Source organism: Pseudomonas poae, assembly GCF_001439785.1.
GTDB lineage: Bacteria > Pseudomonadota > Gammaproteobacteria > Pseudomonadales > Pseudomonadaceae > Aquipseudomonas > Aquipseudomonas poae.
The window spans coordinates 33,382-57,656 of the sequence record NZ_JYLI01000018.1 but is presented as its reverse complement, the minus strand read 5'-3'; the positions used below and the strand labels follow the sequence as shown (position 1 = coordinate 57,656).

Sequence of the window (24,275 nt, the reverse complement as noted above, 5' to 3'; positions counted from 1 at the left end):
ACGGTTATGGCAGGGTTTGAACCAGCGGCGATTATAGGCATGCCAGCCGCTTGTCTTTTATTTTTTCCGGCATAGGCTAGTGCGCTCACTGCATAGGGAAAGCGCGATGACCGCCGAGCACGACACCGACACCCCCGAGCCGCGCCTGAACAGCACGGAAATCCGCCTCCTGGGCTGCCTGATCGAAAAACAGGCGACCCACCCGGAAACCTACCCTCTGACCCTCAACGCACTGGTGCTGGCCTGCAACCAGAAGACCAGCCGCGAGCCGGTGATGAACCTGAGCCCGGGTCAGGTCGGCCAAAGCCTGCGCGTGCTCGAAGGCCAGGGGTTTACCCGGCTGGTGATGGGCAGCCGCGCCGACCGGTGGGAGCACCGCGTGGAAAAGGCCCTGGAACTGGTGCCGGCCCAGGTGATTCTTATCGGCCTGCTGTTTTTGCGCGGGCCGCAGACAGTCAACGAGTTGCTGACCCGCAGCGGGCGCATGCATGCCTTTGAGGACGCTGAGCAAGTGGTGCATCAGTTGGAGCGTCTGATTGCGCGCGGGCTGGCCGTGCTGGTGCCGCGCCAGGCGGGGCAGCGGGAAGACCGTTATACCCATGCACTGGGCGATCCGGCGGATATCGAGGCGATTATCGCGGCGCGGGGGAACCCCGTGGAGCGCGGGTCGGCCGGGGTTTCCATGGACCGTATTGAAGAACTGGAAGCGCGGATTGCGGCGCTGGAAGAGCGCCTGGCGCAGCTGGAACAAGCCTGACACGAGCAAACACTGTGGGAGCGGGCTCGCTCGCAAATGAGGTGGTTCAGCAAACTATCGGGTGGCTGACACACCGCCTTCGCGAGCCAGCCCGCTCCCACATTTGGGGCTGTACACACTTCTAGCTTCGGGCGAAGGCCACAGCCGCCTGAAACTGCTCCTGCGTCGGCCGCACGCCGGTATACAGCACAAACTGCTCCAGCGCCTGGATCGCAATCACCTCCAACCCTGTAATCACCCGCTTGCCCTGGGCACGGCCTCGTACGATCAACGGTGTTTCGGCGGGGATCGCCACCACATCGAACACAGTTTCCGCGTTATCCACGGTATCCGGGTCGAACGCCAACTGGTCTGCTTCCGCGCCGCCTGTCATGCCGATTGGCGTCACGTTAACCAGCATCTGCGGGCGCAACGCGCCCAAGTCTGCTTGCCATTCATACCCCAAATTGCTCGCCAGCGCCCTGCCCGCCTTTTCATTGCGCGCCACGATCACGCCATTGGCATAGCCGCCATCACGCAAGGCACTGGCCACAGCCTTGGCCATGCCGCCGCTGCCACGCAGGGCGAAGGATGATTCCTTGGGCACGGCGTGCTTTTTCAGCAGTTGCTCGATGGCGATGTAGTCGGTGTTGTAGGCTTTGAGATGGCCATCGGTGTTGACGATGGTGTTGAGGGAGTCGATGGCTTGAACCGACTCGTCAAGTTCGTCCACCAAGGCAATGGCGGCCTCCTTGAACGGCATGGACACCCCGCAACCGCGCACGCCCAGCGCCCGTATGCCGCCGATCGCGCCGTGCAGATCGCGGCTGCTGAAGGCCTTATAGTAGAAATTCAGGCCCAACTGCTCGTACAGATGGTTATGGAAACGCAGGCCGAAATTTCCGGGACGCGCCGACAGTGACATGCACAGCTGGGTGTCCTTGTTGGGGTGCATCTGCATGGGTAGCTCCTTGAAGGTAAGCAAATCGGTACAGACCTTACACAACCTTTACCTGGCGGCTGTGCTGTTTTTCAGAAATACGTTGTCTTAAAAGTATCCCCGCGACATTACTTGAGTCTATTGATTGCAGACCACAAGCGCAGGGGCTAACCGAGGAATGACCATGATGCGTAAACTCCCCAGGATCGCCTTGCTTATCGGCGCACTCGCAATGGCCGGCCAAGCCTCCGCCCACGGTGGTGGATGGGGTGGCCCTGCCGTCTTGGGTGCGCTGGTCGGCGCCGCCGTAGTAGGCTCCGTGGTGGCCAACCAGCCCCGTGAAGTCTATGTGCAGCAGCAGCCGGTGTACGTGCAACCGCAGCCGGTCTATGCGGCGCCGCCACCGGTGTACTACGCTCCGCCGCCACCGGTATATGTGCAGCGCGAGGTCTACTACCGCCCGGCGCCGGTCTATTACGGCCCACCGCGCGGCTACTACGGACCTGCCCACTACTACGGCCCTCCCCATGGCTATTACGGCCGTGGCTGGTAAGCGTCAGCACGTTGCATCAACAGGCCCCGCCCACACGCGGGGCCTTTTTTTGCGCGCAATTCACAGGGCACCGTCCGATTCAGTCGCGCAAGGGTCGCTCTGAGGACAGCGACCAAGGCGTAATCCCACATCATGGAGATCAAAAGTCCACTTGCTTGACCGGGGCCGGCGCTGGCATGTTGGTGCCCACTCACACGCTCATCACTGCGCCTGTCCACCCAATAACAACATAGGACGACTGACCATGCCCACGCAGAACCCCCATCGCACCGCCGGCTTGTGCACATCCAGCAAGGTCTACAACGCATTGACCGAACTCAAGCACCTGGAAGGCCACCGCAACGCGAAGTTCCTGGCGTTACTGGCGGAAAACCTGGTGCGCAAAGGCGTGCTCAGTGAAGCGGAAGTGGTGCATATGCTTGATCAGGTAGTGGACTGACGCCTGACGTTGATGACGACTATCGAGACAGATGATTTTTCCCGCCCCATCACACGCCTTAAGGTAGCGCCATCACGTTTGGAGGTACTTATGCCCACAATTCAAATCATGTCCGTCGTCGGCACCGCCGTTCCCGCCCCCCTGCGCAACCTGGGTCTGCTGGCCTGCTGGTACCTGGTCAGCGATGGCGAGCCCATCAGTGGCCCGCTCATGTCATTGTCCGACGCAAAACAGCAACTGCAAAAAACGTCGCTTCACGCTTAAGGCAACGGCAACTTGACCCGCGGCTTGGTCTCCACGAACAGCGCCCAGCTGGACATGAACAGCGCCGCCACCAGTGGCCCGATCACAAAGCCATTGAGGCCAAACACCGACAGACCGCCCAAGGTAGAGATCAGGATCAGGTAGTCCGGCATCTTGGTGTCCTTGCCGACCAGAATCGGGCGTAGCACGTTGTCCACCAGGCCGATCACGAACACGCCGAACAGGCCCAGCACCACGCCCTGCCAGATCGCCCCACTCAGCAGGAAGTAAACCGCTACAGGCGCCCATACAATCCCCGCGCCAACCGCTGGCAACAACGATAGAAACGCCATCAGCACGGCCCAGAGCAGCGAGCTGGGAATGTCGAGAAACCAGAAAATCAAGCCGCCCAGCGCGCCCTGAGTCACCGCCACCAGCACGTTGCCCTTGACCGTCGCCCGCACCACCCGGTTGAACTTCAATTGCAGGCGACGCTTTTGCGGCTCGGCCAGCGGCACCGCGGTGCGCACCTTGCGCACCAGCTCCGGACCATCACGCAGCAGAAAAAACAGCAGATACAGCATGATGAAAAAGCTCACCAGGAAATCAAACGTGCCCTGGCCGAAGCTGAACGCCTGGGATGCAAAAAACTGGCTGCCCTGCATCGCGCCCTTGACGATCTTTTCGCGCAGGCCTTCCAGATTGCCCATGCCAAAACGGTCAAGCAGATGCTGGAAGTAAGGCGGCAGGAAGTTCTTGAACTGCTCGATATAACCGGCCACATCCAGCTTGCCGCTTTCAATATTCTTGTACAGGGTGGCGCCCTCCTGCACGAGCAAGGCGCTGGTGATGATCACCGGCAGGATCGCGATCACCAGGCACGCCGTCAACGTGGTCAGGGACGTGAGGTTGCGGTTCCAGCCGAATTTCGCCTGCACGCGGCGCTGCATGGGCGCAAAGATGATGCCAAGTATCACTGCCCAGAACACCGCGCCGTAGAACGGCAGCAATATCCAGATAAACGCTACGGTCACCAGGACCAGCATCAGCAGCAGGGTTTTGAATTGAAGGTTGGTCGCGTTCATGTCCGGTCCGTGTGAAAAAAGCGGGGTGCATCCTGCTGCTTAGTCCGCAGCGAATCCTGCGAGTGCCATCTTTGTTGCGCTGAGCGTAGCCGTTGTAAAACGGTAGAGAGCGGCGTTCGTCTCAGAGGGTCATCGCCGCGACCCAGCCAAAGGCCAGCAACGGGATGTTGTAGTGCAGAAAAGTCGGCACCACGGTGTCCCAGATATGGTGATGCTGGCCGTCGATGTTCAGGCCCGAGGTTGGGCCGAGGGTAGAATCGGAGGCCGGCGAACCGGCATCGCCCAGCGCCCCAGCCGTGCCGACGATGCACACGATAGCCAGCGGGCTGAAGCCCAGTTGCACGCACAGCGGCACGAAGATCGCCGCGAGAATCGGCACCGTGGAAAACGACGAACCGATGCCCATGGTCACCAGCAGGCCCACCAGCAGCATCAACAACGCTCCCACTCCACGGCTGTGGCCGATGAACGCTGCCGAAGCTTCCACCAGCGAGCGCACGTCACCGGTGGCCTTGAGTACTTCGGCAAAGCCCGACGAGGCGATCATGATGAAGCCGATCATTGCCATCATCTTCATGCCTTCGGTGAACAGATCATCGGTTTCGCGCCAGCGCACGATGCCCGATACCGAGAAAATCAGGAACCCGGCCAACGCGCCGATGATCATCGAGTCCAGCCACAACTGAATGATGAACGCCGAGGCAATCGCCAGCCCGGCCACCAGCAGGGTCAGCGGGTTGTACTGCACGGCCACCTGCTCGACGCGCTCGATTTTCTTGAGATCGTACACGCGCTTTTTGCGGTAGCTGACAAACACCGCCACCAGCAGGCCGACCACCATGCCCATTGCCGGCAGGCCCATGGCGTGGGTGACGTTGACCTGGCTTATGTCCACGCCGCTCTTGGCCACATTGGCCAGCAGGATCTGGTTGAGGAAAATATTGCCGAAGCCCACCGGCAGGAACATGTACGGCGTGATCAGGCCGAAGGTCATCACGCAGGCGATCAGGCGGCGGTCCAGTTGCAGCTTGGTCAGCACGTACAGCAACGGAGGAACCAACAACGGAATGAACGCGATATGGATCGGCAGGATGTTCTGCGAGGCAATCGCCACCCCCCACAGCAGGCCGATCAGCAACCATTTGACGTGGCTGCCACCGGTGGCGTCCTGGCGGTCGACCAGCATCAGCGCCTTGTCCGCCAGCGCATGGGCCAGGCCGGATTTGGCAATCGCCACCGCGAAAGCGCCGAGCAAAGCGTAGGACAAGGCCACGGTCGCACCGCCACCCAAACCGCCGTTGAACGCCTGAAGCGTGGCCTCGATGCCCAGGCCACCGGTCAAGCCACCCACCAGGGCGCCGATGATGATGGCGATGACCACATGCACGCGGGACAGACTGAGCACCAGCATTGTGCCGACCGCGGCGATGACTGCGTTAATCATGGTTACCTCAGGCAGAAACATAAAAAGACAGGCATGCCCGCGCGCGCAGCCAATGAATAGGGCGGCCGGCGAACAGGCGTCAAGGAGGTCTTGTTAGAGGCCGCGCACTTTGCAGCAGGCGGAGCCGCATGTCAAAAAACGGCGCCGTTTTCAGGTTTTGATTGATCGTTTGAATAAAGAAGCGCTTACCGCAGCCGACACAGTAGTTCTCTGTGCCTTCCGGTTAAGGATGCTTTTTGATGTCCCTTAGACAGTTGTCCATTCAATGGAAAATCACCCTGCTCGCCGGCTTGTGCCTGCTGGGCATCGTCACCCTGCTCGTGGGCCTGTCGCTGTATCGCATGGAACACAGTTCGGCACAGGTCAAGGCTGCCAGCATGCAAATGCTCGACGAGGCGGCCCAGGCTCGCATCGAGGCACAGGGTGAAGGGCAGGCACTGAGCATTCGTCGGCAGTTCATGGACGCCTATCAGTACGGCCACGGTTTCGCGCGTCAGGTGTTGTTCCTGCGCGAGCAGGCCGAAAAACGTTTTCTCGACGCATTTGATACCCGCGAAGACCTGACCCGCCAGGTCAAGGCCGCATTGCAGGCCAACCCCGATCTGCTCGGCCTGTCCCTGGTGTTCGAGAGCAATGCACTGGATGGCAAGGATGAGCTGTTCGCCAACCAGGCCGAACTGGGCAGCAATGAAAAGGGACGTTTCGCGCTGTACTGGTCGCAACCGACGCAGGGCAAGATCACCTCGATGGCGCTACCTGAAAGCGACATGGCCGACGCTTCCGTCGGTCCCAGCGGGGAGAACGCCAACGCCTGGTTCACATGCCCACGCGCCACCCTTAAACCTTGCGTGATCGAGCCGTATTTTTATGTGATCGACGGGCAGAATGTGCTGATGACCAGCATCGTGTTCCCGCTGCTGGTCGATGGCAAGGTCGTCGCTTCACTGTCGGTGGACATCAACCTCAACAGCCTGCAGGCGGTGAGCCAGCAGGCCAGCCAGAAGCTGTATGACGGCCAGACCCAGGTCAGCATCCTCAGCGCCACCGGTTTGCTCGCCGGCTACAGCGCGGATGCGAGCAAACTCAGCCAGCGTCTGGACCAGGTCGACCGTACCAGCGGCGCGCAACTGATCAGCGCACTCGCCGGTAGCACCCGGGTGCAGAGCCTGCGCGCCGACCATCAACTGAAAGTGCTCGCGCCGTTCACCCCCATTCCAGACGGCAAACCCTGGGGCGTGTTGCTGGATGTGCCGGAAAAAATCCTGATGGGCCCGGCCGAAGCGCTGAAGGCACAGTTGGATGCCGACAACGCCCGCGGCACCTGGCTGGAGCTGAGCCTGGGCCTGCTGGCCGCCATACTCGGCTTGATGCTGGTGTGGCTGATGGCTCGCAGCGTGACGCGGCCGATCCTCGGCGTGGCACGCATGCTGGAGGATATCGCCAGCGGCGAAGGCGACCTGACCCGCCGCCTCGCCTACGCCAAACACGATGAGCTGGGGCAACTGGCCGGCTGGTTCAATCGTTTCCTCGACAAGCTGCAACCGATTATTGCCGAGGTCAAACGCTCGGTGCAGGACGCTCGCGGCACCGCTGATCAATCCGCCGCGATTGCCACCCAGACCAGCGCCGGTATGGAGCAGCAGTATCGCCAGGTCGACCAGGTGGCCACCGCCTCCCATGAGATGAGCGCCACCGCGCAGGACGTGGCCAGCAGCGCCGCCCAAGCTGCGCAAGCTGCACGCGATGCCGACCAGGCGACCCGCGATGGCTTGACGGTGATCGACCGCACCACGCGCAATATCGGTGAGCTTGCCGCCGGCATGAGCGCCACCATGACTCAGGTCGAAGGCTTGGCCGTCAATAGCGAAAAAATCGGTTCAGTGCTGGAAGTGATTCGCGCCATTGCCGAGCAGACCAACCTGCTGGCGCTGAACGCAGCCATCGAGGCCGCCCGCGCCGGTGAGGCCGGTCGCGGCTTTGCAGTGGTGGCCGATGAAGTGCGCAACCTGGCGCGACGCACTCAGGAGTCGGTGGAAGAAACCCGCCAGGTGATCGAACAGTTGCAAGACGGCACTGAAACCGTGGTGGGCGCCATGGGCAGCAGCTATCGCCAGGCCCAAGGCAGCGTCGAACAGGTCGGCCAGGCAGTGACCGCGTTGCGTCAGATTGGCGAGGCGGTCACGGTGATCAGCGACATGAACCTGCAGATCGCCAGCGCCGCAGAAGAACAAAGCGCGGTGGCCGAGGAGATCAACAGCAACGTGGCAACGATCCGGGATGTGACCGAATCCTTGTCGGAGCAGGCCAATGAGTCGGCCCGAGTGAGCCAGGCGTTGAACAGCCTGGCTAATCAGCAGCAGGGGTTGATGGACCAGTTCAGGGTGTAAGCCTCGGGAAGTGGCGGCTGCACCAGCAGCCTCCGTGGCAAGCCCGCTTGCCCCAATGCCGTTCAGTTAAGCGCAGATTCCCTGTGGCGAGCAGGCTTGTCCTGCGTTGGGCTGCGCAGCAGCCCCAAAACCAGGCGCTGAGCCGTATCAGGTACACCGCGTTTTGCTGGATTGGGGGCGCTTCGCACCCCAACGCGGGGCAAGCCCGCTCGCCACAACAAGCCCGCTCGCGACAGGGATGAGGTCGCCTGAAATAACGCGTACGCAGTCAATACTTCGGGGTGAAAGCTTGTTCCCTCACCCACATATTGGTTTTCGACGCTCAGGCATGGCGTTTGGGCAGCTCGATCAATACCTTCAGGCCACCCAATTCGGATTCCTGCAACTGCAGCATCCCGCCCCACACCTCGGCGATGTCACGCACGATGCCCAACCCCAGGCCGTGGCCGTCAATCTGTTCGTCCAGGCGAGTGCCACGACTCAGCACTTGCTGGCGCTGGTCCTCGGGAATGCCTGGACCGTCATCTTCCACTGCCAGCAGGTACGTCTTTTCAGTCTCGCTGATCGTCAGCCGTACGTCGGCATCCGCCCACTTGCAGGCGTTGTCCAGCAGGTTGCCGAGCAGCTCCAGCAAATCTTCGCGGTCCCACGGCAGTTGCAGGCCGGGGGCGACGTGATAACTCAGGTCCAGGTGTTCGCCGTGGATCATGTTCAAGGTGGCGAGCAGGCCCGGCAGCTCTTGTTCACAGTCAAACAACGCCCCCGGCAGGGTCTCGCCGGCCAACCGAGCGCGATTGAGTTCACGGTTGAGGCGTTGTTGCACCTGTTCGAGCTGGTCGCGCAGCAGCCTGCTTAACTGCGGGTGCTCCTTGAGCGCCTCGCTCGACGCCGCACTCAGCATCACGGCCAACGGTGTTTTCAACGCGTGGCCAAGGTTGCCCAGGGCATTGCGTGAGCGCTTGAGGCTGTCTTCAGTGTGGGCCAGCAGGTGGTTGATCTGCGCCACCAGCGGCTCCAGCTCCAGCGGCACCTGGGTGTCCAGTTGCGAGCGCTGGCCCTGTTGCAACTGGGCGATCTGGTTGCGTGCGGTTTCCAGCGGCCGCAAGGCGCGACGCACCGTGACTCGCTGCAGCACCAGCACCAGCAACAAGGCTGCCAGCCCCATTACAAGACCAATCTGACGCATCAGGCGAAAGCTTTCGCGTACCGGCGTGTAATCCTGGGCCACGCTGATGGAAATCGACTGGCCAAAACGTTTGTAATCCGAACGCAACACCAGCAGTTGCTGACCTTCCGGACCCAGTTGCAAGTTGCCCTTGAGACCGGCTTCGGGCAGCCTGGGCAGTTCCTGATCCCACAGTGACCGGGAGCGCCAGTGGGTGTCGGCAAAATCGATACGGAAATAATGCCCCGAAAACGGCCGCTGGTAGGCCGGCGACAAGCGCTGTTCATCGAGTTGCACACCGCCCGGCCCGCGTACCAGCGCCACTAGCAGGTTCTCGCTGTCGTTGCGCAGACCGGCTTCCAGGTAGCGCTGCAATCCGGCCTCGAACAACCACAGGCTGGTTTGCGCCAGCACCACGCCGACGATCACCATCACGCTGATCAACCCCAGGCTCAGGCGCCGCTGGATCGACCTCATGCAGGGCTGGCGCCAAACCGGTAACCCTGGCCGCGCCGGGTTTCGATCACGCTGCGTCCCAGTTTGCGTCGCAGATGATTGACATGCACTTCCAGCACGTTGGAGTCGCGCTCCGTCTCACCGTCGTACAGATGCTCGGCCAGATGGCTTTTCGACAGGATCTGCTCCGGGTGCAGCATGAAATAGCGCAGCAGACGAAATTCCGCAGCGGTCAGCTGGATTTCCTCGCCGTCGCGCAGCACGCACTGGCGCCCTTCATCCAGGTGCAGACCGGCCGCTTGCAGGGTCGGCTGGTTCGCGTGCCCATGGGAGCGGCGCAACAGCGCCTGAATGCGCAGGTGCAGTTCTTCGGGGTGAAAGGGTTTGCTCAGGTAATCGTCGGCGCCGGCCTTGAGCCCTTCGATGCGTTCGGCCCAGGAGTCGCGGGCGGTGAGAATCAGCACCGGGATGGCCAGCGTCGCTGCGCGCCATTGCGCCAATACGTCGAGCCCGGGCAGGCCCGGCAGGCCAAGGTCGAGGATGATCAGGTCGTAAGGTTCGCTGCGGCCTTGATACACGGCGTCGCGCCCATCGGCCAGCCAATCGACCGCGTAACCCTGACGCTGCAGGCCGGCGAGCAGCTCATCGGCCAGCGGTACGTTGTCTTCCACCAATAGCAGGCGCATCAGTCTTCCTTATCCTTGATCAGCACACCGGTGGTGGCGTCGAGTTTGATTTCGCGCACCACGCCTTCTGTCGTCACCAGTTCGACTTCATAAGCGTACTCGCCGTGCTTTTTCTCAAGCTCCGCTTCAAGCAGCCTGGACCCGGGATGCCGCGCCATGGCCTGCTGCAGCAGTTGCTCCAGCGGCAGGATCACTCCCTGCTGGCGCAGCGCCAAGGCTTCGTCCTGGTTGAGGTCGCGGGCGGCCAGGCTTGAGCAGAAGGCCAGGAACACCAGCACTGCCAGACTCGCGACGCGTCGATATACCGTCATTACGTATCCTGATGATTCTTGAGAACATGCCCGGAGAGCGCGTCCAGTTCAACGTCCCACTCGACGCCATGGGCATCCTCGAGCTCGACCTCATAGATGTACCTGCCGTAGTGCTCGTCCAGGTCGGTGTCCAGCAGGGTCGAACCCGGATGCAAAGCCAGCGCCGTGGCCTCGAGCTGATCGAAGGCGACAATGGTAACAGCGCCGGGCACATTCGGTGGTTTGTCGGGGTTCACTGCCCACGCCTGCACCGCAAACGCAGCGATGATACCGGCGGCGACCAGCGCTGTGAGGCGCTTCATGATGAGTCTCCGTTTCAGGATGTTTTTCCTACATCTGCGAAGGTACGCGCCGCAACTTAACTCAAACTGAATTGCCACCATGGCAATTTTCAATAAGAAAACTCCTGTTGATACTCTGTTTATTCCTCATACACGCGTTATCGTTGACCTTTTTCTCGAGCGAACCCGCTCCTTCAGTTTGAGACGTGTATGGCCGCTATTCATGTCAAGTTTTGCGCCCTGACCCTCAAGGCCGGCAAACGTGCGTTCACCCGTATTCGTGAGCAAGGCCTCGCGCCTGCCGAGGTCGGCATTCTGCCGGGCGCGGCTGGCGGCCCCAAGGCCCTGGGCATCCAGGGTCTGGACCTGGCGCTGTTCGGCGACTGGCTGCGCCGTGCACCCCGTGAGCGTGCACTGATCGGCGCGTCCATCGGTTCCTGGCGGTTTGCCAGTGCCTGCTTGCCCGACCCGGTGCAAGGCCTGCTCGACCTCGGCCGCCTGTATAACGAACAACGCTTTGCCAAAGGCGTGACCATGGCCGAGGTCACCCGCAGTTGCCAGCGCATGCTCGACGACCTGCTGGCCGGCCGCGATGCACGGGTGCTGGACAACCCCGACTATCGGCTGAACATCATGGTGGTCAAGAGCCACGGCCTGCTCGCCGATGACCACCGCGGACGGCTGGGTCTGGGCCTGTCGTCGGTGATTGCCGACAACCTGCGCGCTCGCGCACGGCTGTCACGGCATTTCGAGCGGCTGATCATTCACGACCCGCGCCAGGCGCCGCCGGTGCATGCCTTGAAGGATTTCCCGTCGCGCTTCATTGAGCTGGGCGTGGGCAACCTGCGCCAGGCCCTGCTCGCCTCTGGCTCGATCCCCATGGTAATGCAAGGTGTGCGCGACCTGCCCGGCGCCGGTGCAGGCACCTACCGTGACGGCGGCCTGCTGGATTACCACCTCGACCTGCCCTACCACGGCGATGACATCGTGCTGTACCCGCACTTCACCGACCGGGTCATTCCCGGCTGGTTCGACAAGGGCCTGCCATGGCGCCGCAGCAGTCAACAAGGTTTGCAGGATGTGTTGCTGCTGGCCCCCTCAAAGGACTATCTCGCTCGCCTGCCCCACGGCAAGCTACCGGACCGCAGCGACTTCAAGCGCTTCCTGGGGGATGACGCGAGCCGCCACAAATACTGGCAAACCGCGATGAGTGAGAGCCGGCGGCTGGGGGATGAGTTTCTGGAATTGGCGGATAACGGCAGGTTGGGCGAGCGGCTGTTGGCTCTCTAATGCGCTACTGCACGAGGGACGGTATGCGCAGTGCGGGGTCAAGCTGTTAAACTCGCCGCCTGCCAGATACCTGACCGAGCTGAAAATACCGTGGAAATCTTCAAAGAGTTTACGTTCGAATCCGCCCACCGCCTGCCCCATGTCCCCGAAGGCCACAAATGCGGGCGCCTGCATGGGCATTCGTTCAAGGTGGCGATCCATCTGAGCGGCGACCTGGATCCCCATACCGGCTGGATTCGCGACTTCTCGGAGATCAAGGCGATTTTCAAGCCGCTCTACGAACGCCTCGACCACAACTACCTCAACGATATTCCCGGTCTGGAAAACCCCACCAGCGAAGTGCTGGCCAAGTGGATCTGGACCGAACTCAAACCCCTGCTGCCGGAACTCAGCGCGATCCGCATCCATGAGACTTGCACCAGCGGTTGCATCTATCGCGGCGAGTGAGCGGTTGATGAAAGCAAAGCCACCTGCGGGTGGCTTTTTTGTGCACGACCACATGCGACTCATTTTTCGACGGAGCCCGCAACAATGATACGCACCGCTACCGCCCACGATGTCGCTGCCATTGAGCTGATTGTCCAGGCTGCCTACGCGCCGTACATAGAGCGCATCGGTCGTAAACCCGGCCCGATGCTGGAGGACTATCACCAACGGGTTGCCTGCGGCGGAGTGCATGTGCTGGACAATGCCGGGCGGGTTCAGGGTTTTATCATCCTCGTCGCCGCCAGTAATGCGCTCTTGCTGGATAACCTCGCCGTCGACCCGAACGCCCAGGGCCTCGGGTTCGGGCGGCAGCTGATGGACTTTGCCGAGCGGCAAGCTGTTGACTCGGGCTATTCGAACATCATCCTCTACACCAATGAAGCCATGACCGAAAATATCGCGCTCTACACTCGCAGAGGCTATGTAAAAACCCATCATTGCGTCGAGAACGGTCTGCGCAGGGTGTATATGAGCAAACAACTCTGACTCGCCGAGCGATCCAATTTGTCTCACCGCTGCACCGCTTTCGCGCTGGGTGAGCACAGGTTCTCTCAGATGGCTAAAAGTGCGGTGCAGTGATCATTGACCGCCTGCAGGTTTGGCACGCGCGGTGCAACAACCCCTGCGTCAACCATCAGGGAGCAAGTCACATGACGCAGCACGAACCGGGCAACGATTACCCTCTCAGCGAAGTCCCTCTGCATGCGCGCAAAGGCCTGGCGTCCACCGCAATGGTGCTGCTGGGGTTCACTTTTTTTACGGCGACCATGTTTGCCGGCGGCAAGCTGGGTGTGGCGTTCAGCTTCGTCGATATGCTCGGTGTCGTGGCGCTGGGTAACCTGCTGTTGGGCATCTACGCCGCGGGCCTGGGTTACATCGCGTTCAAGAGCGGCTTGAACTCGGTGCTGATGGGCCGCTTCTGCTTCGGCGAGATGGGCAGCAAGCTCAGCGACCTGATCCTTGGTTTTACCCAGATCGGCTGGTATGCCTGGGGTACCGCCACGGCAGCCGTGGTACTGGGCAAATATTTCGCATTGAGCCAGGGCAGCGTGCTGGGTTTGATGGTGCTGTTTGGACTGATGTTCTGCGCGACGGCATACGTGGGGTATCGCGGCCTTGAGATCCTGTCGTATATCGCGGTGCCGGCGATGGGCATTCTGTTGTGCCTGTCGATGTGGGTGGCAACAGAAAAAGTCGGCGGGCTCGATGGCCTGCTGGCGGTGGTGCCGACGGGTGAGTTGAACCTGTCCACGGCGATCACCCTGGTGTTTGGTACCTTTGTCAGCGGGGCGACCCAGGCCACCAACTGGACGCGATTTTCCCGCTCGGCCAGAGTCGCGGTGCTGGCCAGCCTGATCGGATTTTTTGTCGGCAATGGCTTGATGGTATTGATCGGCGCTTACGGCGCCATCGTCTATCAACAACCTGACGTGGTGGAAGTGTTGCTGCTGCAAGGCTTTGCCATGGCAGCGATGGCCATGTTGCTGCTCAACATCTGGAGCACTCAGGACAACACCATTTACAACTTCGCCGTGGCCGGTTGCAACCTGTTACGCACTCGCCGCCGCAAGACCGTGACCCTGACGGGCGCAGTGATCGGCACCCTGCTGGCCTTGCTGGGCATGTATGACATGCTGGTCCCGTACCTGATTCTGCTGGGCACCGTGATCCCCCCAATAGGCGGCGTGATCATGGCGGATTTCTTCTACCGCTATCGTGGACGTTACCCGCGCCTGGCCGTTGCACGCCTGCCCGCCTTCAACTGGCCGGGATTGACGGCCTATGTCGTCGGTACAGTGCTTGCGTTCAGCTCGCCCTGGGTGGCACCACTGGTGGGGATAGTCGCCGCTTCCCTGACCTACATGCTGCTCACTGCGGTACTGCGCGTACGCGAACCATTGGCTGACGCACAGGCATGAGCCCTACCCTCGCCGGTGGTAATCTGTCGACCGCCTGATTGTTTTTAGCCAAGAGGAACTTGCCCATGCACATCATCAATGCCCGCCTGCGCAACCGTGAAGGCCTGCATGATCTGCACCTGGAAAATGGCCGGATTGCCAGCATCACTGCACAGACCGCCGTGCCTGCGTTGATGGCCGACGACCTGGACGCCGCCGGTCATCTGGTGATACCGCCCTTTGTCGAACCGCATATCCATCTCGATGCCACCCTAACGGCCGGCGAGCCACGCTGGAACATGAGCGGCACGCTGTTCGAAGGCATCGAGTGCTGGGGCGAACGCAAGGCCACCATTACCGAGGAAGACACCCGCACCCGCGCCCACAAGACCATCCAGGCCCTGGCCGCCCACGGCATCCAGCATGTGCGCACTCATGTCGATGTCACCGATCCGGATCTCACCGCGCTCAAGGCCATGCTGCAGGTGCGCGAGGAAAGCGCGCATCTGATCGACCTGCAAATCGTCGCCTTTCCCCAGGAAGGCATCGAGTCCTACCGCAACGGCCGCGAGCTGATGGAAGAAGCCATTCGCCTGGGGGCCGATGTGATCGGCGGCATACCGCACTTCGAGTACACCCGTGACCAAGGCGTAAGCTCGGTGAAATTTCTCATGGACCTGGCCGAGCGCACCGGCTGCCTGGTAGACGTGCATTGCGACGAAACCGACGACCCCCACTCGCGCTTTCTCGAAGTGCTCGCCGAAGAAGCGCGCAGCCGCGACATGGGTGCCCGTGTCACCGCCAGCCACACCACGGCCATGGGCTCCTACGACAATGCCTACTGCGCCAAGCTGTTCCGCCTGCTGGGGCATTCGGGCATCAGCTTCGTATCCTGCCCCACCGAGAGCATTCACCTGCAAGGGCGCTTCGACAGTTTCCCGAAACGCCGTGGCGTCACGCGCGTCAACGAACTGCTGGAGGCCGGCATGAACGTGTGCTTCGGCCAGGACTCCATCGTCGATCCGTGGTACCCGCTGGGCAACGGCAACATCCTGCGCGTACTGGAAGCGGGTCTGCATATCTGCCATATGCTCGGCTACCGCAACCTGCAAAGTGCCCTCGACCTGGTCACCGACAACAGTGCCAAAGCCATGGCCCTGGGTGACCGGTACGGCCTCGCGCCTGGGCGACCGGCCAACCTGCTGATTCTTTCGGCAGACAGCGACTATGAGGTGATTCGCAGCCAGGGCCTGCCGCTGTACTCGATCCGCAATGGCAAGGTGCTTATGAAGCGCCAACCCACGCAGGTGGAGTTTTTTGCACGCTGAGGGCTAGACGATTGAATCGATATCCAGCGTGTGCGCCCTCCCCCGATCGTCGAGAGTGGGCGGCGGAATGCTGGCAACCTGGGACAATTCGCGGTTCTCGCGATGGCTGAACCAACGTTTGAGGCTGGCTTGCAGGTGCGGCGCGTCGGCATGACTGCCATAGACGTCGCGCGCATCCAGGCGGCGCCAGCGCAAGCTCTGCAGGCGCTCGCGGCTGGTGCGCAACCGGTCGATCTCGGCACTCAAGGCCTGGCTGTGCGAGTGCGCGTGACTGCGCTGGTTGGTTGGCCGACGCCGATCAAGTTCGCGGTTCTTGTCACGCAGTTGCTGGCCCATACGCTCAAGTGCTCGGTCGATCCATTCGAACTCTCTTGGCGTAACCAACGTACCCTGGCTTTCCAGGGTCTGCTGCCAGCGACGCAAGGTGGCCCAGGCAGCCGGTATGTAGCTGGCAGTCATGAAGTGCTGGCTGGCTTGGAATAGCTGTTTCAACAAGTTGTCACGCGCGGGCATGTCGCCTTGCAGCTGCAGGGCGCGATTGCAGGCTGCCTCCTGAATGGACTCACAACCGGGCTTCCACAACACCGAAGACTGCGTGCCATCCGGCAGCTTGATCGGCATGAAATGCCGTTGCTCACCATGATGCTGATAGGGGTTGCCGCCCACGCGCACCAGCCCGGCAGCGAACAACAAACCGCCGGGGCCGGGGGCACTGAATAATGCGACGGCACCAGGAATCCACAGCTTGGCGGTGGTGTTCATCCATGTCGCCGGGACGCTGGGCACGGGGTCGTTGTGGTTGACGATGCGGTGGTGCACCAGGCTGGACGCACCGGCGACGAATTCGGAGTCGGCGGCACGGGGGGCGCCGTAGGTGTAGAGGAGTGGGTTGTAATCGCGGTAAGGGGCACGACGCAATCCTTCGGCCAAGAGCAAAGCAATTGCACCACCCAGGCTGTGACCGCAAATGATGACACGCTGCCCCCTATGAAACAGGCTGAGATATCGCAATACAAAATCGCGCATGGCACGGTATGCCTGGTAAAAGCCCTCATGAACGTTGCCGACACCCTCGGAAAAGGACACCTGGTGAGCATTGGCATCCCTTAATCCATCAGGGGTACTGGCGGTGCCGCGCACAGCAATCAAGACGATCTCATCGTGATGGCAGATAAAGGCTTGGGTATCAGTGCCGAACGCCTCATCGTCAAAAAAATGCAATTTGGCGGGATGTTCCTGGGCCGTCCCCAAGTCTGGAGAGTTTTGCGAATACAACTCAGGGTCGAAGGGCAATATTTCAAAACGTTTGGAGTACGGCACCTCCTCATACAAGGGATAAAAGCGCTGCACCTGCCCAACGTCAAATTTCCAGGCCTGCTGATACCCTGAAAGCTTTTGTGCAAAGACATTTCCCACACTGGGCTGCAACGGGAAACTCACTTCATCCACTGGTTTATCCGCAGGTTCCTGACCAAAACCGCAGTAACTCAACGTAGACATCAGCGCCAGTTGGTAAAGGTTCAAGGCGCTGAACTGATCATCACTGGAAAGCATGGGCCGTAGCGCACGCAATGGCCGAACCTCAAGAACGGTATGCCGATTGGGAAACAACACGACGCCTGAAAGGGTCGGCTCGGAAGGACCGAAACCCAACTCGGCCACCATTTTCAAAGCGTGTCGTTGGGTACTATGAATGCCTGGGATTAAAGGAGGTAAATGGGCACCGTGTCGAACCAGGTCACGCACTTCAACCTGATAATAATGATCTCCCTTCTGCCAGGCCGGGTTTTTCTCATTACGCTTAGCTCCAGGATCGAGAAACCGCGTTTTTTCTGCTCTGACCTGGAGGTCGGTAATAAGCAATGGATAGCTAATGCGCTTCTGCAAGTGCTGATACAAGCCCTCTTGCGCCTCATAGAGTGCATTGAAAATCAGCACGACAGGACCTCTGCATTGATCCTCCAGCCGCACAAAGCCATTTCCGTCCAGATACCCTTTGTGTCTCTGCCCGGCACTATCAATCACCTCGTACGCAAGCCCTCCATAGGCCTTTCCATCGCCTGATGCCTCCACAAGACGAAAGCTCAGCCAATCACCACGTAACGCACAAGCAGGCATTCTTTCGTTAAAAAAAGGCTGCTTCCATTGCTCGATTGCCATGCTGGATATCCTTATTCAGTACAGGTTGGGTAAACAGTGCATCTACGTCCATCGGGCATTTTGAAAGACTTGAAGTCCACCGTGTTTCCGGCGCAAAACGCGCTTTGATCCTCCAGACTTTCTCCCCGGCAGCGCTTCCAGCCTTGTGGAAACTGGACCCAGTTATCGCCCATGTAAGGTCGCTCTTCGCCGATGACGCCTATGACAACCCTGAGGGTTTTCTTCACAAGCTGGTCCCGTTCAACCGCTACAGATTTTCTCCGCTCATCCTCCTCATCGTTTACCGACTTGCATTTAAGAACCTTGATGATTGCGTGCTGGGGCCCTGCGGTTCGAAACAACCACTGGCATTGCCGACGTAACACCTGAACACCCGAGCCCATTTCGGATGAAGCGTTCTCCGTTGCGCCATCACCGATAAAGATGCTCGTGATATCTCCCGCTACATCCGAGTACCGCGCGCCCCACTTTGCATAAATATCAAACTCCACATCGCTTAATACCAAGGGACATCCGTCAGCCGTTTCGGTCAGAGGAAGCTCATAACTCACTCGACTCGCTACCGATGCGTACTCAGAAAAAAACACTTTTCGTTCGGGTCTTTTGCCTCGACGCCTGGGCAGCGTGCAGGTCTCCCCCCTCGCAGGTCGATAATTGGCAGCCGTCTTAATTTTAAATTCCGCCGGCAAATCCACCTCCAACGTAAACCGCTCCGCCGCCCTCCCCGCACACCCATAGAGCCCTGTCATCACACAGACAAATAACGTCACCCCCAACCACTTACTCATCCCTGCGCCCCGCCCTGTGCCACTGCCCCGCTAGCCGTTCAAAATGCTCTTGCGGCGCCTCGCCTGTCATCGGTTGCCAATGAACAACGCTGCCTCGGGTCGCTTCCTCAAGCCTGCGCACCACCAGAAACTCCAACTGTTCCGTGCCCCGCCATTGCCAGGCACGTGCCTGTTCCAGTACTTGCGTCAGCCAGATTCTGGGGTCCTGGAATTCAAACAGCGCAACGAGGTTTTCGCTGTGTTCGGCCAACAGATAGCGCAGGATGTTGGCGTGCAGGATCGCCTCAGCCTGTGGGTTTGGGACGGCCAGCCACGGGGCCGGGTCAGGCACCGGATATTCTCCAGGGGCGGGGTTCTCAGCTTGGCGCCAAGTGCCCTCATGCCAGTAGCACACGCTGATCAGAGGACCGAGAAAGGGCGGCCAGTGCGTTTTCGGTAGACAAGCCAGGGCACGGGCGAAGGTGCGATTGTCATGGAAACGGTAAAGCGCCTGACTCCCCGCCGGTCCCATGAGCAAACGCTCGCGCCAATGTCGCGTCACGCTGGTCAGGTCTTCATCGGGCAGGCTGCCCAGCCAGCCCCAATGAGCCTCGGGACGTTGCAGCAGGTCGACCAGAGCGGGCTCGTTCAAATGCTCCAACAGCAGGATCACGGGACCTGCGTTCGCCAGTTCCGCCGCAGCGGTCTCGCCGTAAAGGCAGCGATAGTTCAGCGGTTCACGCACGGCCAGCAGTGGCCGACGCGCACAGTTGTTTCCTTCGAGCATCAGGCACAGACGCCGCCCCGCCTGTTGTTGGCGGGCCATCCATTCACTGGGCAGGTTTTCCATCAGGCGGCCCTCATGTCGCACAGGCCTTCGCTGCAGCGCTCGCACAGTGGGCAGAAATCCGCGTCCAGTTTTCGAGCAAGGCGCATGATCTGATCCTGTGCCGGGGAGATGCTCGGAGCAGTTGTCGGCGCAGCACTGATCGAGCGTGTGACGGACGGCGCCCCGCCCGCAGTGATGGGCCGGCTGCTGAAAATACCCCCAGCCTGGATCACCAGGTGCTCTCCCCCCGCCTTCAGGCTCAGTTGCGCACCCGCATCGATCACCAGGATGGCTCCGGCCTTGAGGTGCAGTTGCTGACCGGCCTCGACCACCAGGGCCTGACCAACATGGGTCAGGCTGTCGCCGTGTACTTTGAGGTGGTCGTGCGCCTCCAGCACCACCTTGCGATCACCAACGACATGGCGATGGTCCTCGTCTTCCAGGCGCACCGTGTTTACTCCGCGAATGACTTCATGCCGCTCTCCGGCCACCTCAAGCCGACTGTCGTGACCGACCTGTTGCTCCAGATCACGTTGAGCGCGCAGGAAGATCAGTTCTTCGCCGCGCCGGTCTTCGAGGTGCAACTCGTTGGCGCCGTCACCGCCGGGTGAACTGCAACTGCGCAATACGCTGCGCGTTTTGTGTTGTGGCAACGGATAGGTGGGCAGGTGCGACGCATTGGGCAGGCATCCATTGACAAGTGGCCGGTCTGGATCACCCTCGAGGAACGTCACCAGCACTTCCATTCCCACCCGTGGAATCATCATTGCGCCGAAGCCATTACCTGCCCATCCCGACGCCACCCTCACCCAGCAACTGCTCTTGTCGTCGCTCTTTTCCAGGCGATCCCAATGAAAGCGGACTTTTACCCGACCATAGGCATCGCAATGCACATCCTCCCCGGCAGGCCCGGTCACCGTTGCGGTCTGACTTCCGTTGATGGTTGGCTTGGGATGTTTGAGGGCCGGTCGGTGTGCGGCGCGCCAGGGTGTCGCGGTGAAGCGGTTGCGATAGCCACGGAACTTGCCTGCTTCGAATACCGCCTCCTCCAGCACCTGCGGTTGGTAACCTTCATGGTGCACGGACGTGAGCAACCACAGGTCGTTGCAATCCGGGTCGGAGTGATCCTGCAACGGGAGGAAGTGACCACTGCGCAGCGCAGGCTGATCGCTTTTGCCAAGTGCGCGATGCCGATCGCTTTGATGGCGCTCCAGGCCACGTCGCGCCAGTTGCAAACCCCTTACACGGCTGGTGAAACCTGCGGGGTAGTGATAATCCTGGTGGGGTTGTGCACCCGCGTCTCCTGCGGTGTTCTGCAGGCACAACGAAGGGTGCTCGAAGTCATGATCACGACGTACGGTTTGCCGGCTGCGTGTCGCCAGCCGCCGGTCGAAACGCTGGACCACTCGAGCGCCCTGAGGCAGCGGGTCGGCTGACGCGCTGTAACGCTGTGCGGGCAGGTGCTGGAACACCGTCTGGTCATCACCGAACACCAATAGGTGGTTGTCCGCAGTGTGGCGAAAGTGGAAGTGGATGCCCTCTTCTTCGCACAGCCTCTGGATAAAATGCAGGTCTGTTTCCGCGTATTGCACGCAGAACGTGCGCGGCGGATACACCACCGGCCCAAGTTCGAAAGCGTAGGCGTCGGCGAGGATGCCGTGGTGTTCAAGCACCGATGCAATGATCTGCGGCACGCTGCGTTGCTGGAAAATGCGCTGGTCGCAGCGATGGGCCAGGCACGCCAGGCGCGGTGCCAGGGTGAGGCGGTAGCGCGTGAGCCGCGTACCCCGGTCATCGCGCCCGATGCTGTAGACCTGCCCATGCAGCCCTTCATCGACTTCGCCCAGGCAAAGGAAGACGGGCTGGTGAAGCAAGGCCTCCAGGTCAATCGAGGGATTTTCGCTGACTAACTGCACCTCAATGAAGTACGGCTGATCAATGGCCTCGCTGCCCTTGAACGCCGCTACTTGAAAGTCTGTATCCAGACTTGAAAAGATTAAATTAAACCGTGAAGAAACAAACGCATCAGCCATCGTAGGTAACCGCCAGTCAACTTCCTGATAGAAAATACTTCCCCTCGCCACTGCTCGCTGGGTGGCGAAAAAAAGTGCCTGAACGCCCTGAAGCTTAGCGATTTCAGGAAAAATTCGGCCTTTCAGAAATAAAAAAGAAGTTTCGTACGGCGAGGATGGAAGTGTCTTTTACAAAATAATAAATAAGCTCAGAAGAGCTGACTGGCTCCAACAAGAAATTTCGTACGGTAGTTCGTAGGCACATAACTAAAAAGTTGTAGGCACTGTTCACAAAACTATTGGCTGATTACAAAAAATCGACCCCATGGTTGGCAGACTGGAAGAGGTAACTCCCTGCAAGAAATCCGGGGTTCAACCTTTCTCGCAGGGACTGCACACCTTCCAGGCTCCCTCCCACAGGCTCGATGGCTTGTCTGTGGTCAGTGATGCGCCGAGCGTTCCCGCATGTGTAAAAATAATATTCACGACCGGCGCTTTTTGCCTTGAACGGTGACGCAACCGCGCTCGCTCGGCACGGCCTGATGTGCAAGGATGTCGCGCAGGACATCGTTAGCTGAACGTCAAACCAAGGACTCTGCATGACTGCCATCCCCACCCCAGCCCCCGTGATTCCCGGACGGCTGGAGCAAATGTCGACACGCATCGCCTTTTTTATCGCCGGTTTTGGCATCGCGGCCTGGGCCCCCCTGGTGCCCTATGCCAAGGCGCGGGCGAACCTCAATGAAGGCACGCTGGGACTGCTGCTGTTGTGCCTGGGGGTCGGGTCGATCCTCGCCATGCCGGTGGCGGGCTTGCTGGCATCGCGCTATGGCTGCCGACGCGTACTGACTGCCGGCACTGTCATGATCTGTCTGGCGCTGCCCCTGCTCGCTACGGTCAGTTCGATTCCGCTGCTGATGGCTGGGTTATTTCTCTTCGGCGCGGGTCTGGGCACAGTGGATTCAACGGTCAACCTGCAGGCGGTGATCGTCGAACGCGCCAGTGGCAAAACCATGATGTCGGGTTTTCATGGGTTGTTCAGCCTGGGCGGTATTGTCGGCGCGGCGGGTGTCGCGGGCCTGCTGGGGCTCGGTTGCTCGCCACTGCAGGCGACGCTGGTAGTGATTGTGATCATGGTCGTGGCACTGCTCAAGGCCGGACCGCACCTGTTGCCTTACGGCAGTGAGAGCTCGGGCCCCGCGTTTGCGATTCCCCATGGCGTGGTGCTGTTTATCGGCTGTCTGTGTTTTATCGTGTTCCTGGCCGAGGGCGCGGTGCTGGACTGGAGCGCGGTGTTCCTCAGCGATGAGCGCGGCCTGGATGAAGCCTATGCGGGCCTGGGCTACGCGGCCTTTGCCCTGACCATGACTGCCGGGCGACTGACCGGTGATGCCATTGTGCGCCGCCTGGGCGCAACTCGCGTGATCGTGGTCGGCGGCGCGCTGGCGGCGGCCGGCATATTCCTCGCGACACTCTCCCCTGCCTGGGAAATGGCATTGCTCGGTTATGCACTGGTGGGCGCCGGTTGTTCAAACATTGTCCCGGTGCTCTATACCGCGGTTGGCAAGCAGACCGTGATGCCGGAACACATTGCCGTGCCGGCCATCACTACCCTGGGCTATGCAGGGATTCTGGCAGGCCCCGCCCTGATCGGCTTCATAGCCCACGGCAGCAGCCTGGCGACCGCCTTCATGCTGATCGGTGTCCTGCTGGCAGCGGTGGCGGTCAGCGGAAAAATACTGCGCGCATGATCAGGCGCGACGGGACAAAAGGTTCCTGATGCTGGCGAGCAGTGAACCCGTGGAGCCGGACCCAGGCTCTTGCGCCTGTGTTTTCGAACCTTTATCAAAGTCCTCGGCCGTAGGCGCCTTGAAGCTGAATTTAGGCGTGGAGGTAAGGTTGAGACCCTGCGGCAGCGGCGTGTCATGCTTCTGGCCCTCGCATGCAGCAGAAGGCAGGGGCGTTAAGGTGTACTGGGCTTGACGAGATTCGAAAGATGGCGAGTTCATGATCCAGACCTGTTCCAGTAAATGAAAACACCCACGGGCAAACAACGACCGATGGATGTCCTGTTCGTGGTAAACCGTCGAAAAATGGTTCCCGCATAACCCGATCGCGTGCCAGACAAGAGTCTTCATCAGCGCGCCTTTCGCGCTACGTCCTGCTCAAGCCAAAGATCAAGACACAAGTTGCCAAGATAGCCCGGCGGACAAAACCTGCCCAACAGCTGCATGGAGTTGGCAAGGCGCAGTGAAGAAAGCAAGCCCGGTCTGTTAACGAGATTGATGGCTGTGTATACGCAGCGCTCGCTGTATTCAGGCATCAGCATGCCGGTAGACGGTTCCGCCACCGGCTTGCCATTGTTATCGAGCTTGTAAGGATCCCGCATGACGTCTCTGAGCTTTGCGATTTCCACGTACTGAAGCTCCCAAAACAGAAACTTGAGATCCTTGGTCGGGTCCCGCAAACCTGCGAACTCTTCTTTAAAGCTCAGCACCACCTCGTGATTACCTTTGCCATGAAACGTGTCCAGGCTGAATAACGACGGAGAACTGCTGCCCTGCATTACCGAAGCGGCAGCTCTAAGGCTGTCGCGGGTAATGTAACCATCGGGCATCGAGATCGCATCCACCAGTCGCGGGCGTTTAAGGATTTCACCGACTATCTGGATCAAGCGGTTACGTTTCTCGCAATCACCTTGGGGTTGAGCAGCAAACTGGCGTAATGCTGACAGGGGTAAGCGGCCCATCTTCAAAAGGGCCATAACAGATGAAAGTGT

General features: G+C 60.3%; 24 protein-coding genes and 1 pseudogene. 12 read left to right on the top strand and 13 right to left on the bottom strand.

The window, feature by feature from the left end; genetic code table 11:
* Nucleotides 1-106 precede the first annotated feature (106 nt).
* Nucleotides 107-757, top strand: a complete 651-nt coding sequence (locus tag TU75_RS19945; RefSeq protein ID WP_015371750.1) for a YceH family protein — start codon at nt 107-109, stop codon at nt 755-757.
* Nucleotides 758-878: 121 nt separating this feature from the next.
* On the opposite strand, the gene TU75_RS19940 is transcribed toward TU75_RS19945, so the two are convergent.
* Nucleotides 879-1,697, bottom strand: coding sequence for a shikimate 5-dehydrogenase (locus TU75_RS19940; RefSeq protein WP_060549859.1), 819 nt, complete (start codon nt 1,695-1,697; stop codon nt 879-881).
* Between the two features lie 157 nt (nt 1,698-1,854).
* Here TU75_RS19940 and TU75_RS19935 point away from each other — a divergent pair, with 157 nt between their 5' ends.
* The 3 genes from TU75_RS19935 to TU75_RS27695 all read left to right on the top strand — a co-directional run bounded on the left by TU75_RS19935 (nt 1,855) and on the right by TU75_RS27695 (nt 2,932).
* A complete protein-coding gene (locus TU75_RS19935; protein ID WP_169896687.1) occupies nt 1,855-2,229 on the top strand; it encodes a hypothetical protein in 375 nt (124 codons plus the stop codon).
* A 244-nt stretch (nt 2,230-2,473) separates the two neighbouring features.
* Complete coding sequence (locus TU75_RS19930; RefSeq protein WP_003237965.1) at nt 2,474-2,668, top strand: hypothetical protein; 195 nt, start codon at nt 2,474-2,476, stop codon at nt 2,666-2,668.
* A 90-nt stretch (nt 2,669-2,758) separates the two neighbouring features.
* Entirely contained in the window at nt 2,759-2,932 is a 174-nt protein-coding gene (locus TU75_RS27695) for a hypothetical protein (protein WP_003237966.1), read from the top strand.
* Here the strand turns inward: TU75_RS27695 and TU75_RS19920 are convergent.
* On the bottom strand, nt 2,929-3,996 hold the full coding sequence (locus TU75_RS19920; protein ID WP_003237970.1) for an AI-2E family transporter: 1,068 nt from the start codon (nt 3,994-3,996) through the stop codon (nt 2,929-2,931). The two genes, TU75_RS27695 and TU75_RS19920, sit on opposite strands and share 4 nt — an antisense overlap.
* 121 nt (nt 3,997-4,117) lie before the next feature.
* Nucleotides 4,118-5,437 carry a Na+/H+ antiporter family protein gene (locus TU75_RS19915; protein WP_162276125.1) on the bottom strand — a complete coding sequence of 440 codons (1,320 nt, stop codon included), beginning with the start codon at nt 5,435-5,437 and terminating at the stop codon, nt 4,118-4,120.
* A gap of 242 nt (nt 5,438-5,679) precedes the next feature.
* Between TU75_RS19915 and TU75_RS28650 the strand changes: the two are divergent.
* Both TU75_RS28650 and TU75_RS28645 read left to right on the top strand, forming a co-directional pair.
* Nucleotides 5,680-6,969: pseudogene (locus tag TU75_RS28650) on the top strand (methyl-accepting chemotaxis protein); the annotation flags it as partial.
* Between the two features lie 102 nt (nt 6,970-7,071).
* The gene (locus TU75_RS28645; RefSeq protein WP_370671330.1) at nt 7,072-7,827 is read left to right on the top strand and encodes a methyl-accepting chemotaxis protein; all 756 of its coding nucleotides are present in this window, start codon (nt 7,072-7,074) and stop codon (nt 7,825-7,827) included.
* A 322-nt stretch (nt 7,828-8,149) separates the two neighbouring features.
* Here TU75_RS28645 and TU75_RS19905 read toward each other — a convergent pair whose 3' ends face one another.
* Genes TU75_RS19905 through TU75_RS19890 form a run of 4 tightly spaced genes read right to left on the bottom strand, consistent with a single transcriptional unit; the run spans nt 8,150 to nt 10,747 of the window.
* The gene (locus TU75_RS19905) at nt 8,150-9,469 is read right to left on the bottom strand and encodes a sensor histidine kinase (protein WP_003237976.1); all 1,320 of its coding nucleotides are present in this window, start codon (nt 9,467-9,469) and stop codon (nt 8,150-8,152) included.
* Nucleotides 9,466-10,134: a response regulator transcription factor gene (locus TU75_RS19900; RefSeq protein WP_060549857.1), complete on the bottom strand. Its 669-nt coding sequence runs from the start codon at nt 10,132-10,134 to the stop codon at nt 9,466-9,468. Before TU75_RS19900 ends, TU75_RS19905 begins: the two co-directional genes overlap by 4 nt.
* Nucleotides 10,134-10,445: a PepSY domain-containing protein gene (locus TU75_RS19895; protein ID WP_060549856.1), complete on the bottom strand. Its 312-nt coding sequence runs from the start codon at nt 10,443-10,445 to the stop codon at nt 10,134-10,136. The genes TU75_RS19900 and TU75_RS19895 overlap by 1 nt, the downstream gene beginning before the upstream one ends.
* Nucleotides 10,445-10,747, bottom strand: coding sequence for a PepSY domain-containing protein (locus TU75_RS19890; protein ID WP_032871482.1), 303 nt, complete (start codon nt 10,745-10,747; stop codon nt 10,445-10,447). The genes TU75_RS19895 and TU75_RS19890 overlap by 1 nt, the downstream gene beginning before the upstream one ends.
* A 189-nt stretch (nt 10,748-10,936) precedes the next feature.
* Between TU75_RS19890 and TU75_RS19885 the strand changes: the two genes are divergently transcribed.
* The 5 genes from TU75_RS19885 to codA all read left to right on the top strand — a co-directional run bounded on the left by TU75_RS19885 (nt 10,937) and on the right by codA (nt 15,728).
* Nucleotides 10,937-12,016 carry a patatin-like phospholipase family protein gene (locus TU75_RS19885; protein ID WP_060549855.1) on the top strand — a complete coding sequence of 360 codons (1,080 nt, stop codon included), beginning with the start codon at nt 10,937-10,939 and terminating at the stop codon, nt 12,014-12,016.
* A gap of 90 nt (nt 12,017-12,106) precedes the next feature.
* A complete protein-coding gene (gene queD / locus TU75_RS19880; protein ID WP_003237990.1) occupies nt 12,107-12,463 on the top strand; it encodes a 6-carboxytetrahydropterin synthase QueD in 357 nt (118 codons plus the stop codon).
* 84 nt (nt 12,464-12,547) lie between these two features.
* On the top strand, nt 12,548-12,988 hold the full coding sequence (locus TU75_RS19875) for a GNAT family N-acetyltransferase (RefSeq protein ID WP_060549854.1): 441 nt from the start codon (nt 12,548-12,550) through the stop codon (nt 12,986-12,988).
* Between the two features lie 164 nt (nt 12,989-13,152).
* On the top strand, nt 13,153-14,421 hold the full coding sequence (gene codB, locus TU75_RS19870) for a cytosine permease (protein ID WP_015371744.1): 1,269 nt from the start codon (nt 13,153-13,155) through the stop codon (nt 14,419-14,421).
* A gap of 65 nt (nt 14,422-14,486) precedes the next feature.
* Nucleotides 14,487-15,728 (top strand): cytosine deaminase, encoded by a 1,242-nt coding sequence (gene codA, locus TU75_RS19865; protein WP_060549853.1) that lies wholly within the window; start codon nt 14,487-14,489, stop codon nt 15,726-15,728.
* Nucleotides 15,729-15,731: 3 nt separating this feature from the next.
* Here the strand turns inward: codA and TU75_RS19860 are convergent, their stop codons facing one another.
* The 4 genes from TU75_RS19860 to TU75_RS19845 are packed head-to-tail and all read right to left on the bottom strand — an operon-like array spanning nt 15,732 to nt 21,517.
* A complete protein-coding gene (locus TU75_RS19860; RefSeq protein WP_060549852.1) occupies nt 15,732-17,888 on the bottom strand; it encodes a lipase family protein in 2,157 nt (718 codons plus the stop codon).
* A gap of 11 nt (nt 17,889-17,899) precedes the next feature.
* Nucleotides 17,900-18,676 carry a hypothetical protein gene (locus TU75_RS19855; protein ID WP_060549851.1) on the bottom strand — a complete coding sequence of 259 codons (777 nt, stop codon included), beginning with the start codon at nt 18,674-18,676 and terminating at the stop codon, nt 17,900-17,902.
* Nucleotides 18,669-19,505: a DUF4123 domain-containing protein gene (locus TU75_RS19850; RefSeq protein WP_060549850.1), complete on the bottom strand. Its 837-nt coding sequence runs from the start codon at nt 19,503-19,505 to the stop codon at nt 18,669-18,671. The genes TU75_RS19855 and TU75_RS19850 overlap by 8 nt, the downstream gene beginning before the upstream one ends.
* Nucleotides 19,505-21,517, bottom strand: coding sequence for a type VI secretion system Vgr family protein (locus tag TU75_RS19845; RefSeq protein ID WP_060549849.1), 2,013 nt, complete (start codon nt 21,515-21,517; stop codon nt 19,505-19,507). The genes TU75_RS19850 and TU75_RS19845 overlap by 1 nt, the downstream gene beginning before the upstream one ends.
* Before the next feature lie 578 nt (nt 21,518-22,095).
* Between TU75_RS19845 and TU75_RS19840 the strand changes: the two genes are divergently transcribed.
* The gene (locus TU75_RS19840) at nt 22,096-23,247 is read left to right on the top strand and encodes an MFS transporter (protein WP_060549848.1); all 1,152 of its coding nucleotides are present in this window, start codon (nt 22,096-22,098) and stop codon (nt 23,245-23,247) included.
* Here the strand turns inward: TU75_RS19840 and TU75_RS19835 are convergent, their stop codons facing one another.
* Both TU75_RS19835 and TU75_RS19830 read right to left on the bottom strand, forming a co-directional pair.
* Nucleotides 23,248-23,634 (bottom strand): hypothetical protein, encoded by a 387-nt coding sequence (locus TU75_RS19835; RefSeq protein WP_060549847.1) that lies wholly within the window; start codon nt 23,632-23,634, stop codon nt 23,248-23,250.
* Nucleotides 23,634-24,260: a hypothetical protein gene (locus TU75_RS19830; RefSeq protein WP_060549846.1), complete on the bottom strand. Its 627-nt coding sequence runs from the start codon at nt 24,258-24,260 to the stop codon at nt 23,634-23,636. Before TU75_RS19830 ends, TU75_RS19835 begins: the two co-directional genes overlap by 1 nt.
* Nucleotides 24,261-24,275 lie beyond the last annotated feature (15 nt).